The organism is Kocuria subflava, assembly GCF_012163155.1.
GTDB lineage: Bacteria > Actinomycetota > Actinomycetes > Actinomycetales > Micrococcaceae > Kocuria > Kocuria subflava.
Window position 1 is genome coordinate 46,120 of record NZ_JAAVUN010000001.1, and the last position, 18,506, is coordinate 64,625.

The following is an 18,506-nucleotide window of genomic DNA, read 5'->3' on the forward strand; positions in this document are numbered from 1 at the left end:
TTCGGTCACAGCCTCTTGTTGGCCAGCACCGGGATCGACTCCCTGATCTTGGCGACCCGCTCCACGTCCAGTTCCACGGTGCGCTGGCCGGGCGCGCCGTCCATTCGCAGCTCATCCACACCGTTGGGCCCCACCACCGCGCTGTGCCCCACCCCCAGTGGGGTCTTGGTGGCCTCGCCCTCTTTGTCCAAGTCCCGCACCGCTTGACCGCCGGCCACCACGTACGACGTCGAATCCAGCGCCCGGGCCCGCGTCAACAAGTCCCACTGCTCGGCCTTGCCGGGGCCGTCCCCCCATGACGCCACAACGACGACGACCTCCGCCCCCTCCTGCGCCAACCTTGTGAACAGCTCGGGGAACCGGACGTCATAACAGATGGCCAAACCAACGGTGGTGCCGCCGATCTCCACCGTGACCGGTCGATCCCCGGGTGCGATGCCTTTGGACTCCTTGAAACCGAAGGCGTCAAACAAGTGAATCTTGTTGTAGCTGACCGGCTGCTCGCCGGGGCGGAAAACCATCAAGGTGTTGGAGGTTCGGTGATCCTCCTGGTTGCGGGTGAATGACCCCACCATGACGGCCAGCCCATGATCCTCCGCCGCTGCCTGCACGGCGTCATGAAATTCTGCGGCGCTCTCGCGGGCGAACCTGGCAAAGTCGCCGTCGAACGAACATGCCGCCGCCTCCGGGAACACCACCAGGTCGGCACCATCAGCTGCAGCTGCCTGAACTGCGCTGAGAATGGCTCCCAGGTTTCGGTCCACATCCGGGACCGTGTTGATCTGGGCGATGGAGATCTTCATGAGGTCCTCTGTGTATCGATTGATCCTGTGTGCCCACGATGCCACGAAGTCCACTGGCCTTGCATCAGGTTCCCTGCTGGGTGCCTCCCGTAGTGGGTGGCTCTCCTGCCGCGTGACACTGCGCCGCCTGTTCTCCTCAGAACGGAGGTGGGGGATCCAAGTCGGGCAGGTCATCCTGAGGGCCCTGGTCCTCCACGTGATTCGGGTCTGCCGCATGGCCCAGGCCCTCCACATCATCCGCGCCAGCCACGTGAGCCGCACCAGCCACATGACCCGGGGCATTCATGTCATCTGCGCCTGTGTGTTGGTGCGCCCGCCCTCATTGCTGAGTCATTGCCGGACTCCACGTTTGGGTCACCGGCTGGCGTGTGCACGTCGCGACTTCCCACCAACCATCGCGTGGTGGCAGGTGTGGGTGCGCCGGGGACCGTGCGGCGGACCACTCCTGTGGGCGATGTCCATTCCAGAACACCGGGGCGCTGCTGGCCGCCAACCTGGGGGCCATCGGGTGGATCGGCTGCGGGTGGAGCTGTCCGGTCGTCGTGATCGGGATTGATGTGCCGCACCTTCCAGGAGCCCAGCGCGCCCACCTGGTGTTTGATGCTGTGGTGATGCCTGCACAGGTGGGCAGTGTTGTCCAAGCTGGTCACACCGCCACTGTCCCAGGCGATGGTGTGGTCGATGTCGCAACTCGAAGCCTGCCTACGGCATCCCGGGAACCTGCAGGTCTGGTCCCGTATCTCCAGCACTTTGCGCAGCCCTGCCGGCACCACGTAGGTGGATCTTCCGTGGTCAGTCACCACTCCGGTGTGTGGATCCGTGAGCAGGCGCCGCCAACTGGTGGCACCTGCAGCAATTTCCAGGGCCTGGGCGTCACTGATGGGACCGTAGCCCACCATGTGCAGGCGTGATTCGGCGTACGGGGCAGGACCAGGCGCGGTGTAGCGGTCAGATGCAGAAAATGGCATGCGGCCGCCCTCCACATCCTGACCGGCAGGAGTGGAAAGATCCGTCCGGGGGACGGCGGCCGAACGGTCACCCGCTGGCACCTGGGACGGTGACGGGGACTGAGGCTGGGGCTGAGACGGGGATTGAGGCTGAGACCGGGCCTGGAACTGTTCCCAGGACGGAGACTGGAACTGAGACCTAGGCTCGAACTTGGGCGACAGGTCAGGGTCCTGCCCGATCAGATTCGTTGCCGGTACTGTCACCGAAACCTGTCCACGGATTCCACGCGGTACTCCACGATCGGCAGGCAGCTCGCCGTCCAGCAACAGATCCGTCAGGACGTCTGCGCGCTTCTCGCCGGTCAGGCGTGTGGTGTCAGCCAAGGTCTGCGTCATGCGGTTGATGCGTGACTGGATGGCAGTGGCGGCGGGGGCATCCAGAATGGCCGTGAGGCAGGCCAAGCCGTTGTCCTCCGGGGTGATCCAAACGTCTCTGTGCTTGCGCGCCGCAGCGCAAGCACGCTGATTGGCGGCGGCGCCCATCCGTGTTCGACGCCGCCGTGAGAAGTCCCCCCCAACTGCCGCACCGTGCAATGTGGCGCCCGCACCGTCAGTTCCTGGGTGAGCTTGGTGGCCTCCCGGTAGATCTGCAGAGCCTCCTCCCGGGCGGGGCCGCCATCAGCGCTGCCATCCGCACTGTCTCCTTCGCCGACCGCCTCAGAGGTATCAGCAACAAGGGCATCAGCACCTGGTGCACCTGGCGGGTCTCCGCCGGGGCGTGGCGCTTGATCCGTGAGAGTGCGCCATTCGTCCAGGATGACCTTGGCCTTGGGCCACGTGATGGCACCAGCCTGCAACGCCTGCAAGACGTGGGGGAGGTCCCCGGTCAGGATCAGCGCCTGCTCCACCAGAACACGGGCGCTGCCAGCCGGCAGCATGAGTGCCACCCCCACCTCTGCAGCCACATCCCTCAACACCAAGTCAGGAGAGTCCTGCGCGAGCGCCGTGGATACAGCGTGGTCGTGTTCGACGACGGCCCGGGCCCCTGCGTTCTTGGCTGCCACCTTGTGAAGCGCCACCACCTGGCGCATCAGCCGCCCCCGCGCCGCAGACTCACAGGAGGCCGAGTCTTGAATGCCACGAACCAGTGACGCCGCGTCCAGCCCGTCCGAATACGCCAGTTCGGGGGCATCTGCACCACCCATGGGAGGCCCAGGAACGGGCCGTCCGTGTGAAATCTCCGGGGAGGGGTCCGACCCCCTCACTGCTTCCTCATCCATAACCCCACGATTCCACGGGGGTCAGATAACACGAGCCCTCTCAACACCCTCAAAAGCACTTGTCAGAAACATATTTCGAAAATCTTCCCATCAGTGATCAGACCCCAGTGGTCACAACTCCACAGACCCATCCAACCCACATGACGGCCAGCGACAATCCACAGGAATCAGACCCGAGCCTCCGGTTTCGCCCTGAGGCCCACCGCAATGAGGCCCCACCGCAATGAGGCCCCACCGCCCACAGGCCTCACAGCCCTAACTCACCGCCCCACTGACCGGAAGAACCACGTGTAAAACGCACCCCAGCCCACCAGGAACACCGCGCGTTCAGCTCTCTGAGGCGTGACCCCTGGGATCCGGGCCAACTCACGCCCCGGTGCCGAAACCCCCGCACGCCGTGCCACGGAAGCCAGCCCACCCACCATGCCGGTCACCAGTACAAATCGGGTCATCCGCGCCGGGACCGACCACGCCAGGAGCGCAACCAACGGCTTGCCCTGAACTCCCGCGGACCGCGCGTAGAGCTTGTACGGGGTCCCGGTGAACGGCCCGATCATCAATGCCGCCAGTCCGTGTCTCTCCAACTGCCGGTTAACCTTGGCCACCATCTCCTGATTGATGGCCGGCACCCGGGCAGCCAGATCGGCTGACCGAGAATCCGGAACCCGCGATGCCCATCGGTGCACCGCCGCACCACCCAGAAGTGCTCCGGCGGTGGCGGTGGCCGTCGTCGTGAATCCGCGGCGTGGCCTGCGCAAGGCCAGGTAAGAGGTCCAGAGGTCCGGGACCACAAAGAACACCGTGGCCTCCGCAACACCCCAGCCGAATGCCACCCCGTGGTCGCGTAACCGATGTGAACCCACAACATCCTCCATGATTTGCTTGTGTAAAGTTTAGAACACCAGCACCAATCGTCGGGAGAGGACGCACCGTGACTGAGTCACCAGGATCCCCGCAGCACCGCACCATGCGCCGCAATGTTCCCCAGCGCACCACGGGTTGGGCCCAGCGCACCGCAGCCCTCCTGCAGAGACTTCACCTGACCCCCAACATGATTTCCGTGGCCTCTGTGGTGATTGCCGCCATCGGCTGCACCTGCCTTGTCCTGGCCGGCATCCACGACGACGCACTGCCCCGCACCCTCCTGCTCCTCACCGCCGCCCTGTGCGCACCCCTGCGTTTGCTGGCCAACATGTTGGACGGGATGCTGGCCGTGGAGGGCGGCATGAGTTCACCGGTGGGCGATCTCTACAACGAACTCCCGGACCGCCTCTCCGACATCCTGTTCCTGGCCGGCGCCGGGTACGCCGCAACTCAGGTGTGCGGCGGGATCACGGTGGGTTGGGTAGCGGCATCGCTGGCCGTGCTGACTGCCTACGTCCGCTCCCTGGGTGCCGCGCAAGGGTTGTCCAACCACTTCAACGGGCCCATGTCCGAACCCCGGCGCATGTGGATCCTGGTCCTGGGGTGCCTGGCTGCACTGACCGAACCCCTGCTGCCGGTTCCGTTGGGTACCTCCTTGGTGGTGGCGCTGGTGGTCATCAGCCTGGGGTCCCTGGTCACCGTGGTGGTTCGTCTGCGCCGCATCGCCGCGGACCTGCGCGCCACCGCACCCCTTCACGACGACGGCGGGTCCTCCTCATGACGTGGCTGCACAACTTCTTGAACGGGTCCCATCCCGTTGGTTTGATCGGTGGTCAATCAGCGTGGTTGCTGGTGGGCTCCGTGGCTGTGTTGTTGGTGGCCACCGCGCTGGTGGAAACCATCAGTGCGGTGTGGCTCAAGGACAAGCCCAAGTTCAAGTCTGAGCTGCGCCAGCGCACCTGGGCGTGGTGGATCATGATCGGCGCCTTGGGCCTGACCCTGCTGCTGGGTGAGACCGCCGTGATTGTCCTGTTCGCCGTGCTCTCCCTGGTGGGTCTGCGGGAGATGGCAGCTCTGTTGCCCGAGCGCAGACGCGACCGGCACACCATCATTTGGTTGGCAGTGATCACCCCGCTGCACTACTGGTTCCTGTGGGAGCACTGGTACGGCATGTTCGCCGTGTTCATACCGGTCTACGCGTTCTTGTTCCTGCCAGCCGTGGCTGCTTTGCAAGGGCAGACCCGCACCTTCATGTACCGGGCGGCCAGTGTCCAGTGGGCCTTGATGGTCTGTGTTTTTGCGGTCTCCCACGTGCCTGCCCTGCTGCAACTCCCGGTGGGCATGGAACTCGGCCGTGCCGTTGCGGAAGGCTCAGACCCTGGCTCCGGCGGAACCCAGGGGGCGGCGCTGATGCTGTTCCTGGTGATCGTGGTTCAAGGCTCTGACGTGCTCCAATACGTGTGGGGCAAGACCCTTGGCAAGCACCCCGTGGCGCCCAGCGTGAGCCCCAACAAAACATGGGAAGGCCTGATCGGAGGGGTGCTCAGCGCAACCGCACTGGGTGCAGCGCTGTGGTGGGCCACTCCGTTCACCCCGTGGCAGGCAGCGGCATTGGCTTTCGTGTCCTGCGTGATGGGCTTCCTGGGTGGGTTGGTGATGAGCTCCATCAAGCGGGACCGCGGGGTCAAGGACTTCGGCTCCGCCATCCCCGGGCACGGCGGGATCATGGACCGCTTTGACTCCCTGGTGTTCGCAGCACCGGTGTTCTTCCACCTGGTGCGCTTCTTCTTCACCTGAGGCCTGGCGGCTCCGCACGCCCCGTAACCCAGATCCGGTCACCCCGGCCCCACATGCCGAACTTACGCATGGAAAAGTGCAGATCTGAGCCATGATCTGCACTTTTCCATGCTCAAATCGGGTGAGCGGGTGGGCGGCAACTTTCCACCCTCGTTGACTGTGACGCCGCGTCACAGCGCACCATGACAGCATGAAGATCAAAGATGCCGCGGAGCTCACGGGTACCACCGTGCGCACCATCCGCTGGTACCACCAGGAAGGCCTGGTGCCCGTCCCGGAGAACAGAGGTGGGCGGCGGGATTACCAGCTTCACCACGTGGCCAGGATCCTGCGGGTCCGGTGGCTGGCTCAAGCAGGTCTTCCGCTGAGCAACGTCCGCGATCTCCTGGACCGCGAAGACAACGCAGGCCGTGAAGAGAGCTCGGTCGGTGGGGACAGCACGGACCACGCAGGCAATAAGACCTCTGCAGACACCGCGGACCGTATGGACGCCACGGACCACGCAGACCACCAACTCCGCACAGTCCCGCCGACGGTCCATTCCGCCCAGCCGGTCCCTTCCGGAGCGGCCGTCGACGATCTTTACGCTGCCCTGTACCAGGTGGACACCTCCTTGGAGGAGCTTCACGCTCAACGCCAACGCATCCTCCACCTCATTGATGCCGCTGAATCCGGCCGTGGTCTGAGTTCCATTCCGCCCCAGATTGACCGCGTCTACAGCCGGCTGGAGCAAGCTGTTCCGCAGGATCCCCATATCCAACGGGTACTTCGTCGGGAGCGGAACATGGCAGAGATGCTGTGTCAGCGCGGTCTGATCCGCGCAGACGTGATCGATGCCTTGGACCTCCCGGACAACCAGATCGATCGCATGGTCGACTTCCTGGAGAGATTCGTTGCCATCAAGGATGTTCCGGGGCAGGAGTTGGAGGGCGCCGTCGTCGAGCTCTCCGGTGACATGCTCCAGTGGTGTCTGGAGCACCCGGAGCTGGTGCGGTTGTATCTGGCGGTCATGCCCGGGTGGAACGTCCCGGCAGTGCGCTCCGTGGTGATGGGTCTGCTCATGCTCGAGTACCGCGATCCCAACCAGCGGGCCCTGCTGCGCCACGCCCTGGACGGGCTCACGGAGCTGATATCCCAGGGTGCCTTTGATCCAGAATCCGCACCGGCCACCACTCAACTGTCAGCCACGCGCGCATCAGGAGACCCCTCATGAACCAGAGAAGCACACCCATCCAGGTCACGGGCCTGGTCAAGACTTTCGGGTCCTTCCGCGCCCTGGACGGTGTGGATCTCATGGTGGAGAAGGGCACCGTCCACGGGTTCCTGGGGCCCAACGGTGCCGGGAAGTCCACGGCCGTTCGAGTGCTGCTGGGGTTGTATCGCGCCACCTCCGGGCAGGTGAGCGTGCTGGGTCTGGACCCGGGCAAGCACCCCGCTGAGGTCACCCGCAACATCTCCTACATTCCCGGGGACACCACGCTGTGGCCGAATCTGACGGGCAAGCAGGTCCTGGATGTCCTGGCCGGTTTACGGGGTGCACGCAACAAGGTCCATGAGCAGGAGCTGATGGAGAGACTCTCCCTGGACCCCACCAAGAAGGTCCGCTCCTACTCCACAGGTAACCGCAAGAAGGTCATGTTGGTGGCGGCCTTTTCCGCTCCCACCGATCTGCTGATCCTGGACGAGCCCACCTCTGGCCTGGACCCCCTGATGGAGCAGATCTTCCAAGACTGTGTTGAGGAGGCGGCCCAGGCCGGGCGGACTGTGCTGCTGTCCTCCCACATTCTCAGCGAGGTCGAGCGCCTGTGCACTGACGTCACCATCATCAAGGACGGCCGGGTGGTGGAGTCCGGTTCCCTGGCCCACTTGCAGCATTTGGCGGCCGTGCAGGTCACCATTCACGACGACGCCCAGACCCTCACCACCCTGGCCCGTACGCTGCGTGGCCGTGGGATCGAATCCAGCTCTGAGCAGCATCACCAGGCGTCAACGGGTCTCCACTTGCAGGTCCATCGGGATCAGTTGCCCCAGGTGCTGGCTGATGTGGCTGTGGCTGGATGCACTGATGTGACGGTGGCTTCGGCTTCCTTGGAGGACCTGTTCCTGCGGCACTACCAGACGGATGCGCGATGACCACTCACACTGCAAAACACCGCGCGGGTGCACCAACCAACCGGGCCGCCGGGGGAGTCATGCCCGCGACCGTGCTGATGTTCCGCCGTCACAGGGTGGGGTTGATCGCTTGGAGCTTGCCTCTGTTGCTGATGGTGGCCATCACCGTGCCGTCCTACCAGAGCACTTACCCGGGCTTGGCGCAGCGTGCCCCGCTGGTGGCGCAGATGCAGAGCACGGATGGGATGCGCCTGCTCTACGGGATCCTGCATGATCCCGGAACCCTGGGCCAGCTGTTCACGTGGGAGGTCGGTTCCTACGTGATCATCCTGGCCTGCGTGATGGCCCTGCTGTTGGGGGTCTCCACCACCCGTGGGGAGGAGGAGACCGGCGGTTTGGAGTTGGTGCGCGCCTCCGGCGTTCAGCCCATGGCGCCGCTTGCAGCCGCCATGGTCCTGGTGTTCACCTCCTGCGTGTTGGTGGGTGCGGGTTCCGCTGGGATTCTGCTGATGCAGATGGGTTCCACTGATGAACTCACCGTGGAAGGTGCCGTGGGGTTCGGGGCGGTGACCACCGCGGCCAGCTTTGCTGTGGGTCTCACGGCCATGCTCTGTGCCCAACTGCGTGGTGAAGCCCGCGGCGCCAAGTCCTGGGCATTTGCCTTCTTGGGTGGGGCTTTTCTGATGCGGGTCCTGGCGGACCAGGCGATTTACGACGACTCCTGGCCCCAGTGGCTCACAACGCTCAACTGGTTCACCCCGTTTGGGTGGAAGGAAGTGGCTTCCCCGTACACGGACGACAATCTGTGGACCCTGGCCGTTTTCGCCCTGGTGTGTGGCGTGCTGTTGGCCGTGGTGACGGTGTTGTACCGCGCCCGCGAGTACTCCGCCTCCACCCTGCCGGACCGCTCGGTGTCCACCCGCGGGTTGACCGTACGCGGGGTGGAGACCTGGGGGTGGGTGTCCGGGCGCTCGCATGTTCTGGGGTGGTGGGTGGCCGTGCTGTTGGTCTCCGCCCTGTTCGGCTCCATGACTGCCGGGCTGGTGCAGACCCTGCGGGACAGTGAGCCCACCCGTGAGTTGTTGGAGCGCATGTCTGCTGCCCAGGGCCCAGGGGCTGTGGAGAGTTCGCAGGTTGCCGCAGCCGGTTCCCCCGCGGCCGCAGCCTTGGATCCCACCCACTTGCTGGCGCAGTTCTACGAGTTCCTGGGCCTGTACGTGGCCATCCTGGTGGCCGTTTTCGGCATCACCGCCCTGACTCGGTGGCGTTCCGAGGAAAAAGCGGGTCACCTGGACCTTGAACTCACCGCGGGCACCCGCCGCTGGCGTTCTTTGACGGCCCGCAGCACGGTGGCTGTGTTCAGCTCGGTGGCCCTGTTGGCAGCCTCAGCCGCCTTGATGGGGTGGTTGGGTGAGCTCCAAATGGCCGACGACGTCGGGGCTGGGGAAGCCTTCCGTCAATCCATGACCTCAACATTTGGGCAGGTACCTGCGGTACTGGCAGGCATCGGATTGGCTGCCCTCCTGATTGCGGTGGTGCCCCGGGCAACCGGTGCCATCTGGGCGGTGGTGGCCGGATCTGGATTCATCCAAGCCTTCGGGGGACTGGTGGATCTGCCGCAGTGGGCGCTGGATCTCAGCCTCTACGCCTGGGCGCCTGTGCGCGGGGAAGATTGGCCCTGGGCCCAGATGATTCTGCTCAGTGTGATCGGTGTGGCGGGAATCGTGGCTGCAGCGGCCCTGGTGGGGCGCCGGGACATCACCACTGGGTGACGCGCAGACAGGGCGAATCACAGGAGGGGCGATTCACCGGCGGAATGGGTGGGTCGGTACCACCAGGGGGACCGCCCGCAGCATGACCACCATCAGCACCAGCTCAACCATGGTCTGGGTCAGTACCACCAGGGGGACCAAGTCATAGCGTTCGGGCAAGGCAAGGGCCAGTGGGAGGACCACCAGGGAGTTGCGCGCCACGGCACTGAACACCAGGGCTCGGGCGGGCGTCGTCGTGGTGCGGGTGAGGCGAGCGGCGGCAACGGCGGCTGCGATCATCACCGCTGCAAAACCCACGAACACCGGCACGGCCCAGATGACCTCAATCCAGCGTGACCCCAGCCCGGCCATCTGAGAGGCGATCACCACCACCAGAACCACCATCAGAGACGGCACCATGACGGCCTGCCCACCGGTCTGAACGCGAGCGGCCACGGGGCAGCGCCGCGCCAGTGCCTGGAGGAGGCCCGCGGCAGCCAACGGCAGCAAGAGCAGCAGGACCAGGGCCGTGATGAACGGCCCCGGGGGCACATCGACCACCAGCTGCGGTCCACCGATCAGCACCATCAACGGGGCCAGAGCCACCATCTGAACCACCATCAGAACGGGTGCGGCGGCGGTCAACCGTGCTGAATCCCCGCCGGCCAATCCGGTGAACACAATGACCCAGTCAATGCAGGGGACCAGAAGCACCAGCAGGATCCCCACCAGCAGCGCCGGGTTCTGGACGAACGGCAGGGTGAGTGCCCACACCACCACCGGGGCCACCACAAAGTTCAGCGCCAGCAGCACACCCAAGAAGCGGACGTCCTTGAAGCCCTGGCCGATGTGGGTGACGGGGATGGCCAGGAACGTGCTGAACAACATCAAGGCAATGGCCGGATTGATCATCACCTCCAGGGTGGGGGCCGCCTGGGGTGCAGCCAGCCCCAACACCGCACCCAGCACCATGGCGCCCAGGTACAGGGCCACTTGATGGCGTTCCAAGAATTCCACGGTGCCCCTTCAATGGTGATCTTTGTGGTGAGAGTTGCTGTGATGAGCCCGGGCCATCGTGACATGCTGCAGGGAATAGGCGAGCACCACCTCTGTGTTGCGTGATACGTCACCAACATGATGGCAGCCCGTCACTTCAGCGAAAGGCCACACCGTGACCCAGATTCCGGACACCACATTCTCCCTGCGCCATGACTCTGCCGGCAGTGTGTTCGAACTGCTGGACGGTGACCAGGTGATCGGTGAGCTGAACTATCAGGAGGCCAACCTGGCCAGTGGGGCGCCCGCGTGGAATCTGATTCACACAGGAGTCAGGCCCGAGTACCGCAACCAGGGACTGGCCGCTGAGCTGGTGCGATTCACCATGGACGCTGCCGCTGAGGCGGGGTTCAAGGTCATCCCCACCTGCCCTTACATTCGGGTGTGGCTGCGCAAGAACAGCGACTACCAGCACCTGACCCGCTGATCACCAGCCCGCTCGTCCGTGCCCACCAGTCGGCCGCACCAGCCCGCCCTGCCCCGGAGGTTCCCGTGAGCAACACCGAGCCCGTCCCCCTGGAAACCGTGTGCACCACGGACACCGGTGCGGACATCCAGATCCTCCCACCCCGCATGGTCCCACTGGGTGGCCCACGCGGGTTGACCGTGCGCCGCACGCTGCCGCAGCGCAAACGGTCCCTGGTGGGGGCCTGGTGTTTCCTGGACAGCTACGGCCCGGATGACGTCATTGAATCCAACGGCATGAACGTGGCCCGTCACCCCCACACCGGCCTGGCCACCGTTTCCTGGCTCTACACGGGGCAGATCGACCACCTGGATTCCGCAGGCAACGCAGCCGTGGTTCGCCCCGGTGAGATGAATCTGATGCTGGCAGGGCGCGGCATCACCCACCAGGAATTCTCCACGCCGGAGACCACCGTGCTCCACGGCGCCCAGCTCTGGTATGCCCTGCCGGATGCCACACGGCACATGGAGCATGACTTCGTCCATTACGCCCCCGAGCCCGTGACTGGTTCCGGTTGGAGTTTGAGCGTGTTCCTGGGCTCCCTGGCCGGTTCCACCTCACCCGTGGACACCCATACGCCTCCGCTGTTGGGTGCAGAGCTCACCGTGGAGCCTGGTGTCAGCGTGGACCTGAGCCTGGACCCCACGTTTGAGCACGCCATTCTGGTGGACCGCGGCACCCCCACCGCCGATGGTGTTGAGATGCCCAAGGATCACCTGGCCTACTTTGCCCCCGGCCGCACCACACTCACCATCAACCATCTCAACGACGACGACGCCGCTCCCGCCCGACTCCTGATTCTGGGCGGTGAGCCGCTGGGGGAGGAGATCGTGATGTGGTGGAACTTCATCGGCCGCTCCCACGAGGAAGTGGTGGCCTACCGGGCCATCTACCAGCATGAAATCGGCGTGGACGATGCACCTGCGGAAGACGTCCTGGCTGCCGCCGGGCTGACCGGGCAGCAGGTGCCCCGATTCGGCCCGTATCCGGACGATCAACCGGCAGCGCTTCCGGCACCCGCTCTGCCCAATGCGCGATTGCGTTCCCGGGGATAAATTTATTCGCCAAGGAATCCATGAGCTAATCGAGCCACAATATGTGACTACTTTTAAATACGCTGGTCAGAGCCTCAAACGGAAATTAGGGAACATAGATCTTCCCGAAATCTTGTAAGGGTCTCCTTTGTTGTGCTAGCTCTTTGTGGCCCATAGCCTTGAAGGACGCTCACCATTGCGAACAGCTTTCAAGGAGATCCACATCATGGCTACCGTCACCGACGTCAAGACCTGCACCGTCACCGCCTGCGCCTACAACAACCAGGGTTGCACCGCTGAGGCCGTGACCATCACCGATTCCGGTTGCGCCACCTTCATTGAGCTGGATGCTCGCGGTGGCCTGCCGTCCGCCAGCGCTCACGTGGGTGCTTGCCAGCGGGCCGATTGTAAGTTCAACCAGGACCTGCTGTGCACTGCATCCGCCATCACCGTGGGGGATTCGGAAGCTTGCCTGTCCTACCAGGCTCGCTGACGCGAAACCTCTGATCATGACTGTGGCCTGGTGCCCACCCGGAGGTGGTGGGCACCAGGCCACAGTCATGCCATCAGGCGTACCGGGCCACCACGGAATCCAGGCGGTGCAGCAATGCCTCCGCGGAATCCACGGTCTGACCCAGCGGCACCACAATGGTCTCCCGCTGGGCGCCTTCTGCCATCAGGAATGCGACCTCACGGTCGGTGACCGCTACCGGGTAGGCGCGCCCCGTGGCGCAGTGCGCGTCACCCGGTGCGTCGGGGAAGGACGCAGTCACGGTGGCTGCAGCCCGGAGGTGAGGCACGATCTCCGTCAGGTACGTACCCCACGTGCATCGCATGGCCTCCACGACTTCATCTTCCTGTGCCGGGGTGGGCCATGCGGGGCGTGGTTTGAGAGCTTCATGGTCCAATGCGTGCGAACCGTGGACGTGGTGGGCAGTCATCCGCAAGGGCTCGACGTGCCACAGCTGTGCACCCGGCCAGCAGGCAAGGGTCCGGGCAACATCCGAGGGCAGCGGGCCTTCTGCCAGAACGTCCAATTCCTCGGACTCTGAGCAGCGGGTCAACATGACATGGCCGGTGAGCTCTGCTGTGTTCATGCGGATTTCCGCAATGGGGGCATCCGACTTGATGGTCATGGCCACGCGCAGTGGGCGGCCGACCTCCATGGCGGGCCAGGCGTCGTCGTCGGGAGCGGCCACCAGGTAGCGGCGACCGTCCGCGCCGGATCCGTGGAACATCGTGTCCAGGGTGTAACCCCGTTGGCCGTCGTGGCAGACCACGGTGGCCTGTCCGGCACCGTTGAGCAGACGAGCGGCCACGTGAGTTGCTGCCTGATCCAGGTGGCACGGCTGAGCGTTGGCGGTCAGGGCGCCTGCGGGGTGGCTTTGGGTGGACGCGCGTTCCTGGGGCGTGCTCATGGGGGACTCCGGATCCTGGGTGGTGGCACCTGAGGGGCTCTGGTGCCGTCATCACCATCAATGACTAAGGGGAACCTAACCTGTCGAGCTGTGGGTGAGTCAAGGCACAAAGCAGGATTAGAGCATATAGACATGCCCTAATTGCACGGTGCACTTTTCCGGCTCATGTGACCATGGACGTATGGAACTTCCCGCTTCTCCCGCCTGGACCTGGGTGGACACGCCCCTGGGTGAGGCGTTGATCGTGACCTCACGGGCCGGTGTGTGCCGAACGGTGTTTGCCCCGCCGCAGGAGGCGTGGGAAGGCTCTCCCAACCAGGTTCTGCCCGCGGATTTTGCCCGGGCGCTGGATGAAGTCACCGGGCTTTTCGGTGAACCGCCCATCCGTGATGACGTGGCCCTGAAACCTGTGCGGGACCAGGTGGAACAGTGGTTCAGTGGGCAGCGGCAAGAGTTCGACGTCGCCGTGGATCTCACCGGTGTTCGCGGCTTCCGCCGGGATCTCTACCGGGTGATCCAAGAAATCCCCTACGGGGAGACTGCCAGCTATGGCGAGGTGGCGGCCCTGGCCGGCTCACCCCTGGCCGCGCGTGCTGCCGGCACCGCCTGCCGCGATGTGCCCGTGTCCCTGTTTCTCCCCGTCCACCGGGTCACCCGGGCGAACGGTTCCACCGGTGAATCACCGAACTCACCGTGTCATCGCAGAAACCTGTTGCAGCATGAAGCTGCCGTTCTGGGACGTGGCGCGTCACCCTGGAACTGAACCGACCTCAGAACTGTACGGTGCCGTGGACCAGGACCTGAGTGTCCCCGCCCACCCAGATGTCCTGACCGTCATGGCGGACACGAACCCGTCCCTCACGCCCCAGTACGGTGCCTTGGGCGGCCACGTACTCCTCCGGTGCCAGGCCGGCGGGGATCAGCCAGGAGGCAAAACCGGCGTTCAGGCTGCCCGTCACGGGATCCTCCCGCACGGTCCCGCCCATGGCGATCAGAGCCCGAACCTCTACGTCGGCATCATGGCCTGTCCGTCCAGCCTGATCTCCCGGCCCAGTCCGACCATTCGGTCCATACGCACCCAGCAAACCCACCCGCAGATCATGTTCGGCAAAGGCCGCAGCATCCGGCGTGCACCTGAGCACGGTTTGAGCGTCAGTCAGCACCAGACCCACCCAGCCCGGCCCGTTGTCCACCCAGTTGGCGGCCTGAATCTGCCCGGGCTTCAGACCCAAGGCCTGGCGAGCCACAGCAAGGGTTGCTGAATCCACATCGCCTGAGCGGACAAGAGGTGGGGCGCCAAAGGAGAGGCCGTCGTCGTCGTCCATGACCACCGTGATCAGGCCGGCTGGGCACTCCTGAACCACCTGACCCGGGGTGCGGGGAATGCCGCCGGCTTCCAGCCACGCCCTTGCTGAGCCCAAGGTGGGGTGGCCGGCAAACGGTAGTTCCTGATCGGGGGTGAAAATTCGCAGGCGGTAGTCCGCGGATTCCTGCGTGGGGCTGAGCAGCAAGGTGGTTTCGGACAGATTGGTCCAGTGGGCAAACCGTGCCATCTGATCGTCCGTCAGGGCATCGGCGCCGTGGACCACGGCCACCGGATTGCCACGGTGCGGGGCACTGGAGAAGACGTCCACCTGGGAGAACTTGAACTCAGTCACGCGGTCATCCTTCCAGCCTCACGCCGCGGTGCGTAAGAATCGCCCCGAAAGCACCGGCAGGCCCTTGCTGAGTCATGGGTGTGGTTGGCTTGGATGCACAGTCATTCGGGGGCGACGGACCTGCCGGGAGGGGAGACGTGGGAGACACACAGACCACCAAGATCTCCCACGCGCCCGATCCCATTGCAGTGTTGCTGTTCTGTGTGTGCGTCAGTGGTGTGGTGTTGCAGGCCGCTCAGGAAATGACGCCGGACAAGCTGTTCTTCTTGCGCTACTTCACATGCTTGTCTGCTGTGATCTGCGCATTGGGTTGCCTGGGCGCGCAGCGCTCCGCACTGGGGGCCTACCTGTATCTGACCGGGATCGTGGGGGTTCTCACCTGTGGCGCCGGGTGGTGGGTCATGATGCTGGTGGACTTCACCATGGTGCCGCGCACCGTTCTGGAACAGGCCAGCATGTACTCACTGCACGTGCTGGTGCCGTGCGGGGCCTTGGCTCACGTGCTCTTTGGTGTGGTTGCCCGCAAGATCCCGGGGGCGGCTGCCCTGGCCACCATGGGTTTCCCCGTTGCCTACGGTCTGGCCACCATCCTGGCGCAGATCTACTACTCCGCCCGCGCCCCCTACGGATTCATGGACGTCCGCCGCATGGACCTTGCTGGTGGCCTGGAGCTTGCGGTCATGTTCTGCTTGTTCTGGCTTCTGCTCACCATTGCCGTGGTCCGGGTCCAGATGGCGCGGCGCCGCTGGGAGGACCTGGGGATCGACGACGTCGTGGTCCCCACCGCGTGATGAACCCACCCGTGGTGTGGGGGAGGCCGGCACCTCCGGGGTTCCCGGGGCCATGGCCAGCACCACCAGGGCCAGTCCAACAACGCCCAGGCCCACCCATCCGGTCCCGGAGAGGCGTTCACCCACCACGGCAACAGCCAACAGGGCGGCCACGGCGGGTTCACTCAGCGTGATGGTGGTGGCGGTGCTGGGGCGAACGCGCGTCAGACCCACGCCAAAGAGCACGTAGCCCAAGAACATGGGCACCAGGGCCATGTAGGCCCCAACGGCAAAGTTGGTGGTCGACTCCAGCAGCGGCGCGCCCGTCAGCAGCAGCACCGGCATCAGCGCCAACCCACCCAGACCGAACACCGAACCCATGGCGGCCGCGCGTGGCGCACCGTGCCCCAGAAAACGATGCACCACCCAGGAGTACAGCGCGTAGCTCAGCCCTGCCACCAGGCCGAGCGCAATTCCGGCTGCGGTATGTGCTGCGGAGGCCTCCGGTTGTGCCGCTTTGGCCAAGCACAGGAGCGTGCTGCCTCCTGTTCCCAGAACGGCAGCAGTCATCCACCAGGGCCCCAGGCGACGCCGGTCCAGCACCAACTCCAACACGCCTGAGGCCAATGGGGCGCTGGCAAGGGAGATCACGGTGCCAATGGCCACCCCCGCCAGGTGCCTGGAGCCGTAGAAGGCCAGCGGGTAGACCACCACGGCGGCACCCCCCAGGGCCACCAGGCCACGGTTGGCCAGCAGGGTGGATGTGTTGCGGCGCAGTGAGGGCACGGCAATGCCGGCCTGCTCATGGTTCCGTGACCTCAGTTGACGCGATGCTGATGCCCTCACCCGCTCAGGCCTTCCATCAGCTGCACGGCCAGTGCTCGGGCGTGGACGATCCGCTCAGGGCTGCGTTCCAACCCGGCCAGGGACATGGAACCCTCCAGCAGAAAGGCCATGTGCTCCGTCAGCCCCTCCGCCGTGTCAGGATCCGTGAGGTCGCACAGTGCGCTGCGCAGGATGCTCTGGACCTCCGCCTTGTGTTTTGTCACCGCGGCACGCGCGGGATCATCCGCAGCAAGCTCCCCTGCCGCGTTCAACAATCCGCACCCCCTGAACCCGTTGCGGTAGGCCCCCTGTGCATGGTCCAGATAGGCATCAAAACAGCCAGAACCCGATCCGTGGGAGTGTTGGCCTGCGCCGCGCGGAGTCGGTGAAGCTCCATCCACTCCCGGTGCCTGGCCTCAATGTAGGCCTCCACCAGGGCGGACTTGTTGGCAAAGTTGTTGTAGAGACTGGCTTTGGCCACGCCGGCGTCTGCGATCACGGCATCGATTCCGGTAGCGGCAATACCGTCCGCGTAGAAGCGCCCTGCAGCGGCTGTCAGGATGCGCTCGCGGGCTGGTGCGCGGGGTGGCATGGTGGCTCTCCTGGGAGTTTGACGACGAATGCCACCGTTCAATCCGCACTAGACAGATCTGTCTAGTGCGGATCTGTCGGGTTACTCAGTCCCGGGGATCGTCCGGGAACTTCACGCCCAGAATCTGCCGCGTCCGATCCAGGATCGCCAAGGTGTCCAGGGATGCCTGTTGGTGGACGCGCAGGGCGTCGTCGTCGCGGTTGGCAGCAGGAGCCGCGGCCAGTCGGGTGAACTCCGCCAGTTCGTAGCTCATGTTCCCCGGCGCGCTGGAGCCACCCCCCAGGCCGTCCACGGTGATCTCCTCCGTGGATCCGTCCGTGCCGATCACGGTCAGGCGGCGGGGCGTGGTGATGGAGTCGATCTCCAGCGTGGCGTGCTCGCCCTCAATGGTGCTGGGGGTTCTGGATGAGGTGATCTTGGAATAGTTCAGGCTCACGGAGAAACCGGCGGGGGAGTCGTAACCGCACAGCACCGTCCCGGCACCGTCCGCACCGGTGCGCAGGATCGTGGCTTCGGCGTGGAGGCGTGCGGGCTCACCCCACAGGGCTGCCGCCGGGTGGGCGCAGTAGGTGCCGATGTCCAGCAAGGCGCCCGCGGACAGCTCGGGATCAAAGATGGCAGGAGTTTCCCCGTCCAGGAATCGCTGGTAGCGGCTGGAGTACTGGCACAACCGGAACTCGGCGCGGCGCAGGGGGCCCAGAGTAGGGAGTAGTTCGCGAATGCGCGCAAAACCGGGGTCATGGACCGAGCGCATGGCCTCCATCAGCACCACCCCGGATTCCCTGGCGGTTTCCAGGAGGTCCTGGAACTGCGCACGGTTGGAGGTGGCGGATTTCTCCACCAGGACATGCTTTCCGGCTGCCAACAGTTCCCGTGCCTGATGGTGGTGAATGGCATTGGGGCTGGCCACATACACGGCGTCGATGTCCTGTGCTGCAGCCAGCTCGGTGAGGTCTGTGACCACCCGGGGTGTCTGCCCTTTGATTGCCTGCGCCTTGTTCGCAAATTCGGCGCCACGGGCGCTGCTGCGCGAAAACACCGCAGTGTGCACCACCTCCGGCACCTGGCGGCTGGCGGTCAAAAGGCTCAAAGTGATGGAGCTGGTCCCAATGGTTGCAAGGCGCATGGTGACC

The 18,506-nt window shown here is 64.9% G+C and carries 21 protein-coding genes; 9 read left to right on the forward strand and 12 right to left on the reverse strand.

Translation table 11 applies throughout. The features are described 5' to 3' along the window. Positions 1-5: 5 nt before the first annotated feature. From GTW58_RS00210 to GTW58_RS00230, 5 genes are all read right to left on the reverse strand, one after another. Positions 6-803, reverse strand: a complete 798-nt coding sequence (locus tag GTW58_RS00210; protein ID WP_157980449.1) for a nitrilase-related carbon-nitrogen hydrolase — start codon at positions 801-803, stop codon at positions 6-8. 136 nt (positions 804-939) lie between these two features. Further along, complete coding sequence (locus GTW58_RS00215; RefSeq protein WP_157980448.1) at positions 940-1,089, reverse strand: hypothetical protein; 150 nt, start codon at positions 1,087-1,089, stop codon at positions 940-942. Position 1,090: 1 nt separating this feature from the next. Beyond that, entirely contained in the window at positions 1,091-2,212 is a 1,122-nt protein-coding gene (locus tag GTW58_RS00220) for an HNH endonuclease signature motif containing protein (protein WP_168023437.1), read from the reverse strand. Beyond that, complete coding sequence (locus tag GTW58_RS00225; RefSeq protein ID WP_119932524.1) at positions 2,143-3,030, reverse strand: DUF222 domain-containing protein; 888 nt, start codon at positions 3,028-3,030, stop codon at positions 2,143-2,145. The genes GTW58_RS00220 and GTW58_RS00225 overlap by 70 nt, the downstream gene beginning before the upstream one ends. Before the next feature lie 260 nt (positions 3,031-3,290). Next, positions 3,291-3,905, reverse strand: coding sequence for a hypothetical protein (locus tag GTW58_RS00230; protein WP_119932523.1), 615 nt, complete (start codon positions 3,903-3,905; stop codon positions 3,291-3,293). Between the two features lie 56 nt (positions 3,906-3,961). Between GTW58_RS00230 and GTW58_RS00235 the strand changes: the two genes are divergently transcribed. From GTW58_RS00235 to GTW58_RS00255, 5 genes are all read left to right on the forward strand, one after another. Next, positions 3,962-4,675 carry a CDP-alcohol phosphatidyltransferase family protein gene (locus GTW58_RS00235; protein WP_232817975.1) on the forward strand — a complete coding sequence of 238 codons (714 nt, stop codon included), beginning with the start codon at positions 3,962-3,964 and terminating at the stop codon, positions 4,673-4,675. Further along, a complete protein-coding gene (locus tag GTW58_RS00240; RefSeq protein ID WP_052209774.1) occupies positions 4,672-5,691 on the forward strand; it encodes a phosphatidate cytidylyltransferase in 1,020 nt (339 codons plus the stop codon). Before GTW58_RS00235 ends, GTW58_RS00240 begins: the two co-directional genes overlap by 4 nt. Before the next feature lie 190 nt (positions 5,692-5,881). Next, positions 5,882-6,904, forward strand: a complete 1,023-nt coding sequence (locus GTW58_RS00245; RefSeq protein WP_119932522.1) for a MerR family transcriptional regulator — start codon at positions 5,882-5,884, stop codon at positions 6,902-6,904. Next, positions 6,901-7,824 (forward strand): ABC transporter ATP-binding protein, encoded by a 924-nt coding sequence (locus GTW58_RS00250; protein ID WP_047692100.1) that lies wholly within the window; start codon positions 6,901-6,903, stop codon positions 7,822-7,824. The genes GTW58_RS00245 and GTW58_RS00250 overlap by 4 nt, the downstream gene beginning before the upstream one ends. Before the next feature lie 59 nt (positions 7,825-7,883). Continuing rightward, positions 7,884-9,575 carry an ABC transporter permease gene (locus tag GTW58_RS00255; RefSeq protein WP_157980447.1) on the forward strand — a complete coding sequence of 564 codons (1,692 nt, stop codon included), beginning with the start codon at positions 7,884-7,886 and terminating at the stop codon, positions 9,573-9,575. A gap of 33 nt (positions 9,576-9,608) precedes the next feature. On the opposite strand, the gene GTW58_RS00260 is transcribed toward GTW58_RS00255, so the two are convergent. Then, the gene (locus GTW58_RS00260; RefSeq protein WP_231559494.1) at positions 9,609-10,571 is read right to left on the reverse strand and encodes an arsenic resistance protein; all 963 of its coding nucleotides are present in this window, start codon (positions 10,569-10,571) and stop codon (positions 9,609-9,611) included. A 154-nt stretch (positions 10,572-10,725) separates the two neighbouring features. Here GTW58_RS00260 and GTW58_RS00265 point away from each other — a divergent pair, with 154 nt between their 5' ends. The 3 genes from GTW58_RS00265 (at position 10,726) to GTW58_RS00275 (ending at position 12,603) form a co-directional block, all read left to right on the forward strand. Continuing rightward, positions 10,726-11,037: a GNAT family N-acetyltransferase gene (locus tag GTW58_RS00265; protein ID WP_052209773.1), complete on the forward strand. Its 312-nt coding sequence runs from the start codon at positions 10,726-10,728 to the stop codon at positions 11,035-11,037. A gap of 65 nt (positions 11,038-11,102) precedes the next feature. Then, on the forward strand, positions 11,103-12,131 hold the full coding sequence (locus GTW58_RS00270; protein WP_189587231.1) for a pirin family protein: 1,029 nt from the start codon (positions 11,103-11,105) through the stop codon (positions 12,129-12,131). Between the two features lie 205 nt (positions 12,132-12,336). Beyond that, complete coding sequence (locus GTW58_RS00275) at positions 12,337-12,603, forward strand: DUF1540 domain-containing protein (RefSeq protein WP_047692115.1); 267 nt, start codon at positions 12,337-12,339, stop codon at positions 12,601-12,603. 73 nt (positions 12,604-12,676) lie between these two features. Here GTW58_RS00275 and GTW58_RS00280 read toward each other — a convergent pair whose 3' ends face one another. Next, positions 12,677-13,528 (reverse strand): hypothetical protein, encoded by an 852-nt coding sequence (locus tag GTW58_RS00280; RefSeq protein ID WP_119932520.1) that lies wholly within the window; start codon positions 13,526-13,528, stop codon positions 12,677-12,679. Positions 13,529-13,709: 181 nt separating this feature from the next. Between GTW58_RS00280 and GTW58_RS00285 the strand changes: the two genes are divergently transcribed. After that, the gene (locus tag GTW58_RS00285; RefSeq protein ID WP_047692096.1) at positions 13,710-14,291 is read left to right on the forward strand and encodes a methylated-DNA--[protein]-cysteine S-methyltransferase; all 582 of its coding nucleotides are present in this window, start codon (positions 13,710-13,712) and stop codon (positions 14,289-14,291) included. A 7-nt stretch (positions 14,292-14,298) separates the two neighbouring features. Here the strand turns inward: GTW58_RS00285 and GTW58_RS00290 are convergent, their stop codons facing one another. The 5 genes from GTW58_RS00290 to GTW58_RS00305 form a co-directional block, all read right to left on the reverse strand. Further along, positions 14,299-15,186, reverse strand: a complete 888-nt coding sequence (locus GTW58_RS00290; RefSeq protein ID WP_119932519.1) for a PhzF family phenazine biosynthesis protein — start codon at positions 15,184-15,186, stop codon at positions 14,299-14,301. 461 nt (positions 15,187-15,647) lie between these two features. Then, a complete protein-coding gene (locus GTW58_RS14935; protein WP_119932518.1) occupies positions 15,648-16,802 on the reverse strand; it encodes an EamA family transporter in 1,155 nt (384 codons plus the stop codon). Continuing rightward, entirely contained in the window at positions 16,799-17,005 is a 207-nt protein-coding gene (locus GTW58_RS14940) for a hypothetical protein (RefSeq protein ID WP_342453279.1), read from the reverse strand. Before GTW58_RS14940 ends, GTW58_RS14935 begins: the two co-directional genes overlap by 4 nt. Positions 17,006-17,049: 44 nt before the next feature. Further along, positions 17,050-17,373 carry a TetR/AcrR family transcriptional regulator gene (locus tag GTW58_RS14945; RefSeq protein ID WP_342453280.1) on the reverse strand — a complete coding sequence of 108 codons (324 nt, stop codon included), beginning with the start codon at positions 17,371-17,373 and terminating at the stop codon, positions 17,050-17,052. 85 nt (positions 17,374-17,458) lie between these two features. Further along, entirely contained in the window at positions 17,459-18,499 is a 1,041-nt protein-coding gene (locus GTW58_RS00305) for a Gfo/Idh/MocA family protein (RefSeq protein ID WP_119932517.1), read from the reverse strand. Positions 18,500-18,506: the final 7 nt, after the last annotated feature.

Bases quoted from the DNA above. Each gene is read 5' to 3' on its own strand.
- GTW58_RS00285 (WP_047692096.1), top strand. From the start codon at position 13,710: ATGGAACTTCCCGCTTCTCCCGCCTGGACCTGGGTGGACACGCCCCTG.
- GTW58_RS00240 (WP_052209774.1), top strand. From the start codon at position 4,672: ATGACGTGGCTGCACAACTTCTTGAACGGGTCCCATCCCGTTGGTTTG.
- GTW58_RS14945 (WP_342453280.1), bottom strand. From the start codon at position 17,373: ATGCCACCCCGCGCACCAGCCCGCGAGCGCATCCTGACAGCCGCTGCA.
- GTW58_RS00225 (WP_119932524.1), bottom strand. From the start codon at position 3,030: ATGGATGAGGAAGCAGTGAGGGGGTCGGACCCCTCCCCGGAGATTTCA.
- GTW58_RS00275 (WP_047692115.1), top strand. From the start codon at position 12,337: ATGGCTACCGTCACCGACGTCAAGACCTGCACCGTCACCGCCTGCGCC.
- GTW58_RS00280 (WP_119932520.1), bottom strand. From the start codon at position 13,528: ATGAGCACGCCCCAGGAACGCGCGTCCACCCAAAGCCACCCCGCAGGC.
- GTW58_RS00305 (WP_119932517.1), bottom strand. From the start codon at position 18,499: ATGCGCCTTGCAACCATTGGGACCAGCTCCATCACTTTGAGCCTTTTG.
- GTW58_RS00230 (WP_119932523.1), bottom strand. From the start codon at position 3,905: ATGGAGGATGTTGTGGGTTCACATCGGTTACGCGACCACGGGGTGGCA.
- GTW58_RS00210 (WP_157980449.1), bottom strand. From the start codon at position 803: ATGAAGATCTCCATCGCCCAGATCAACACGGTCCCGGATGTGGACCGA.
- GTW58_RS00245 (WP_119932522.1), top strand. From the start codon at position 5,882: ATGAAGATCAAAGATGCCGCGGAGCTCACGGGTACCACCGTGCGCACC.
- GTW58_RS00255 (WP_157980447.1), top strand. From the start codon at position 7,884: ATGCCCGCGACCGTGCTGATGTTCCGCCGTCACAGGGTGGGGTTGATC.
- GTW58_RS00215 (WP_157980448.1), bottom strand. From the start codon at position 1,089: ATGAATGCCCCGGGTCATGTGGCTGGTGCGGCTCACGTGGCTGGCGCG.
- GTW58_RS00250 (WP_047692100.1), top strand. From the start codon at position 6,901: ATGAACCAGAGAAGCACACCCATCCAGGTCACGGGCCTGGTCAAGACT.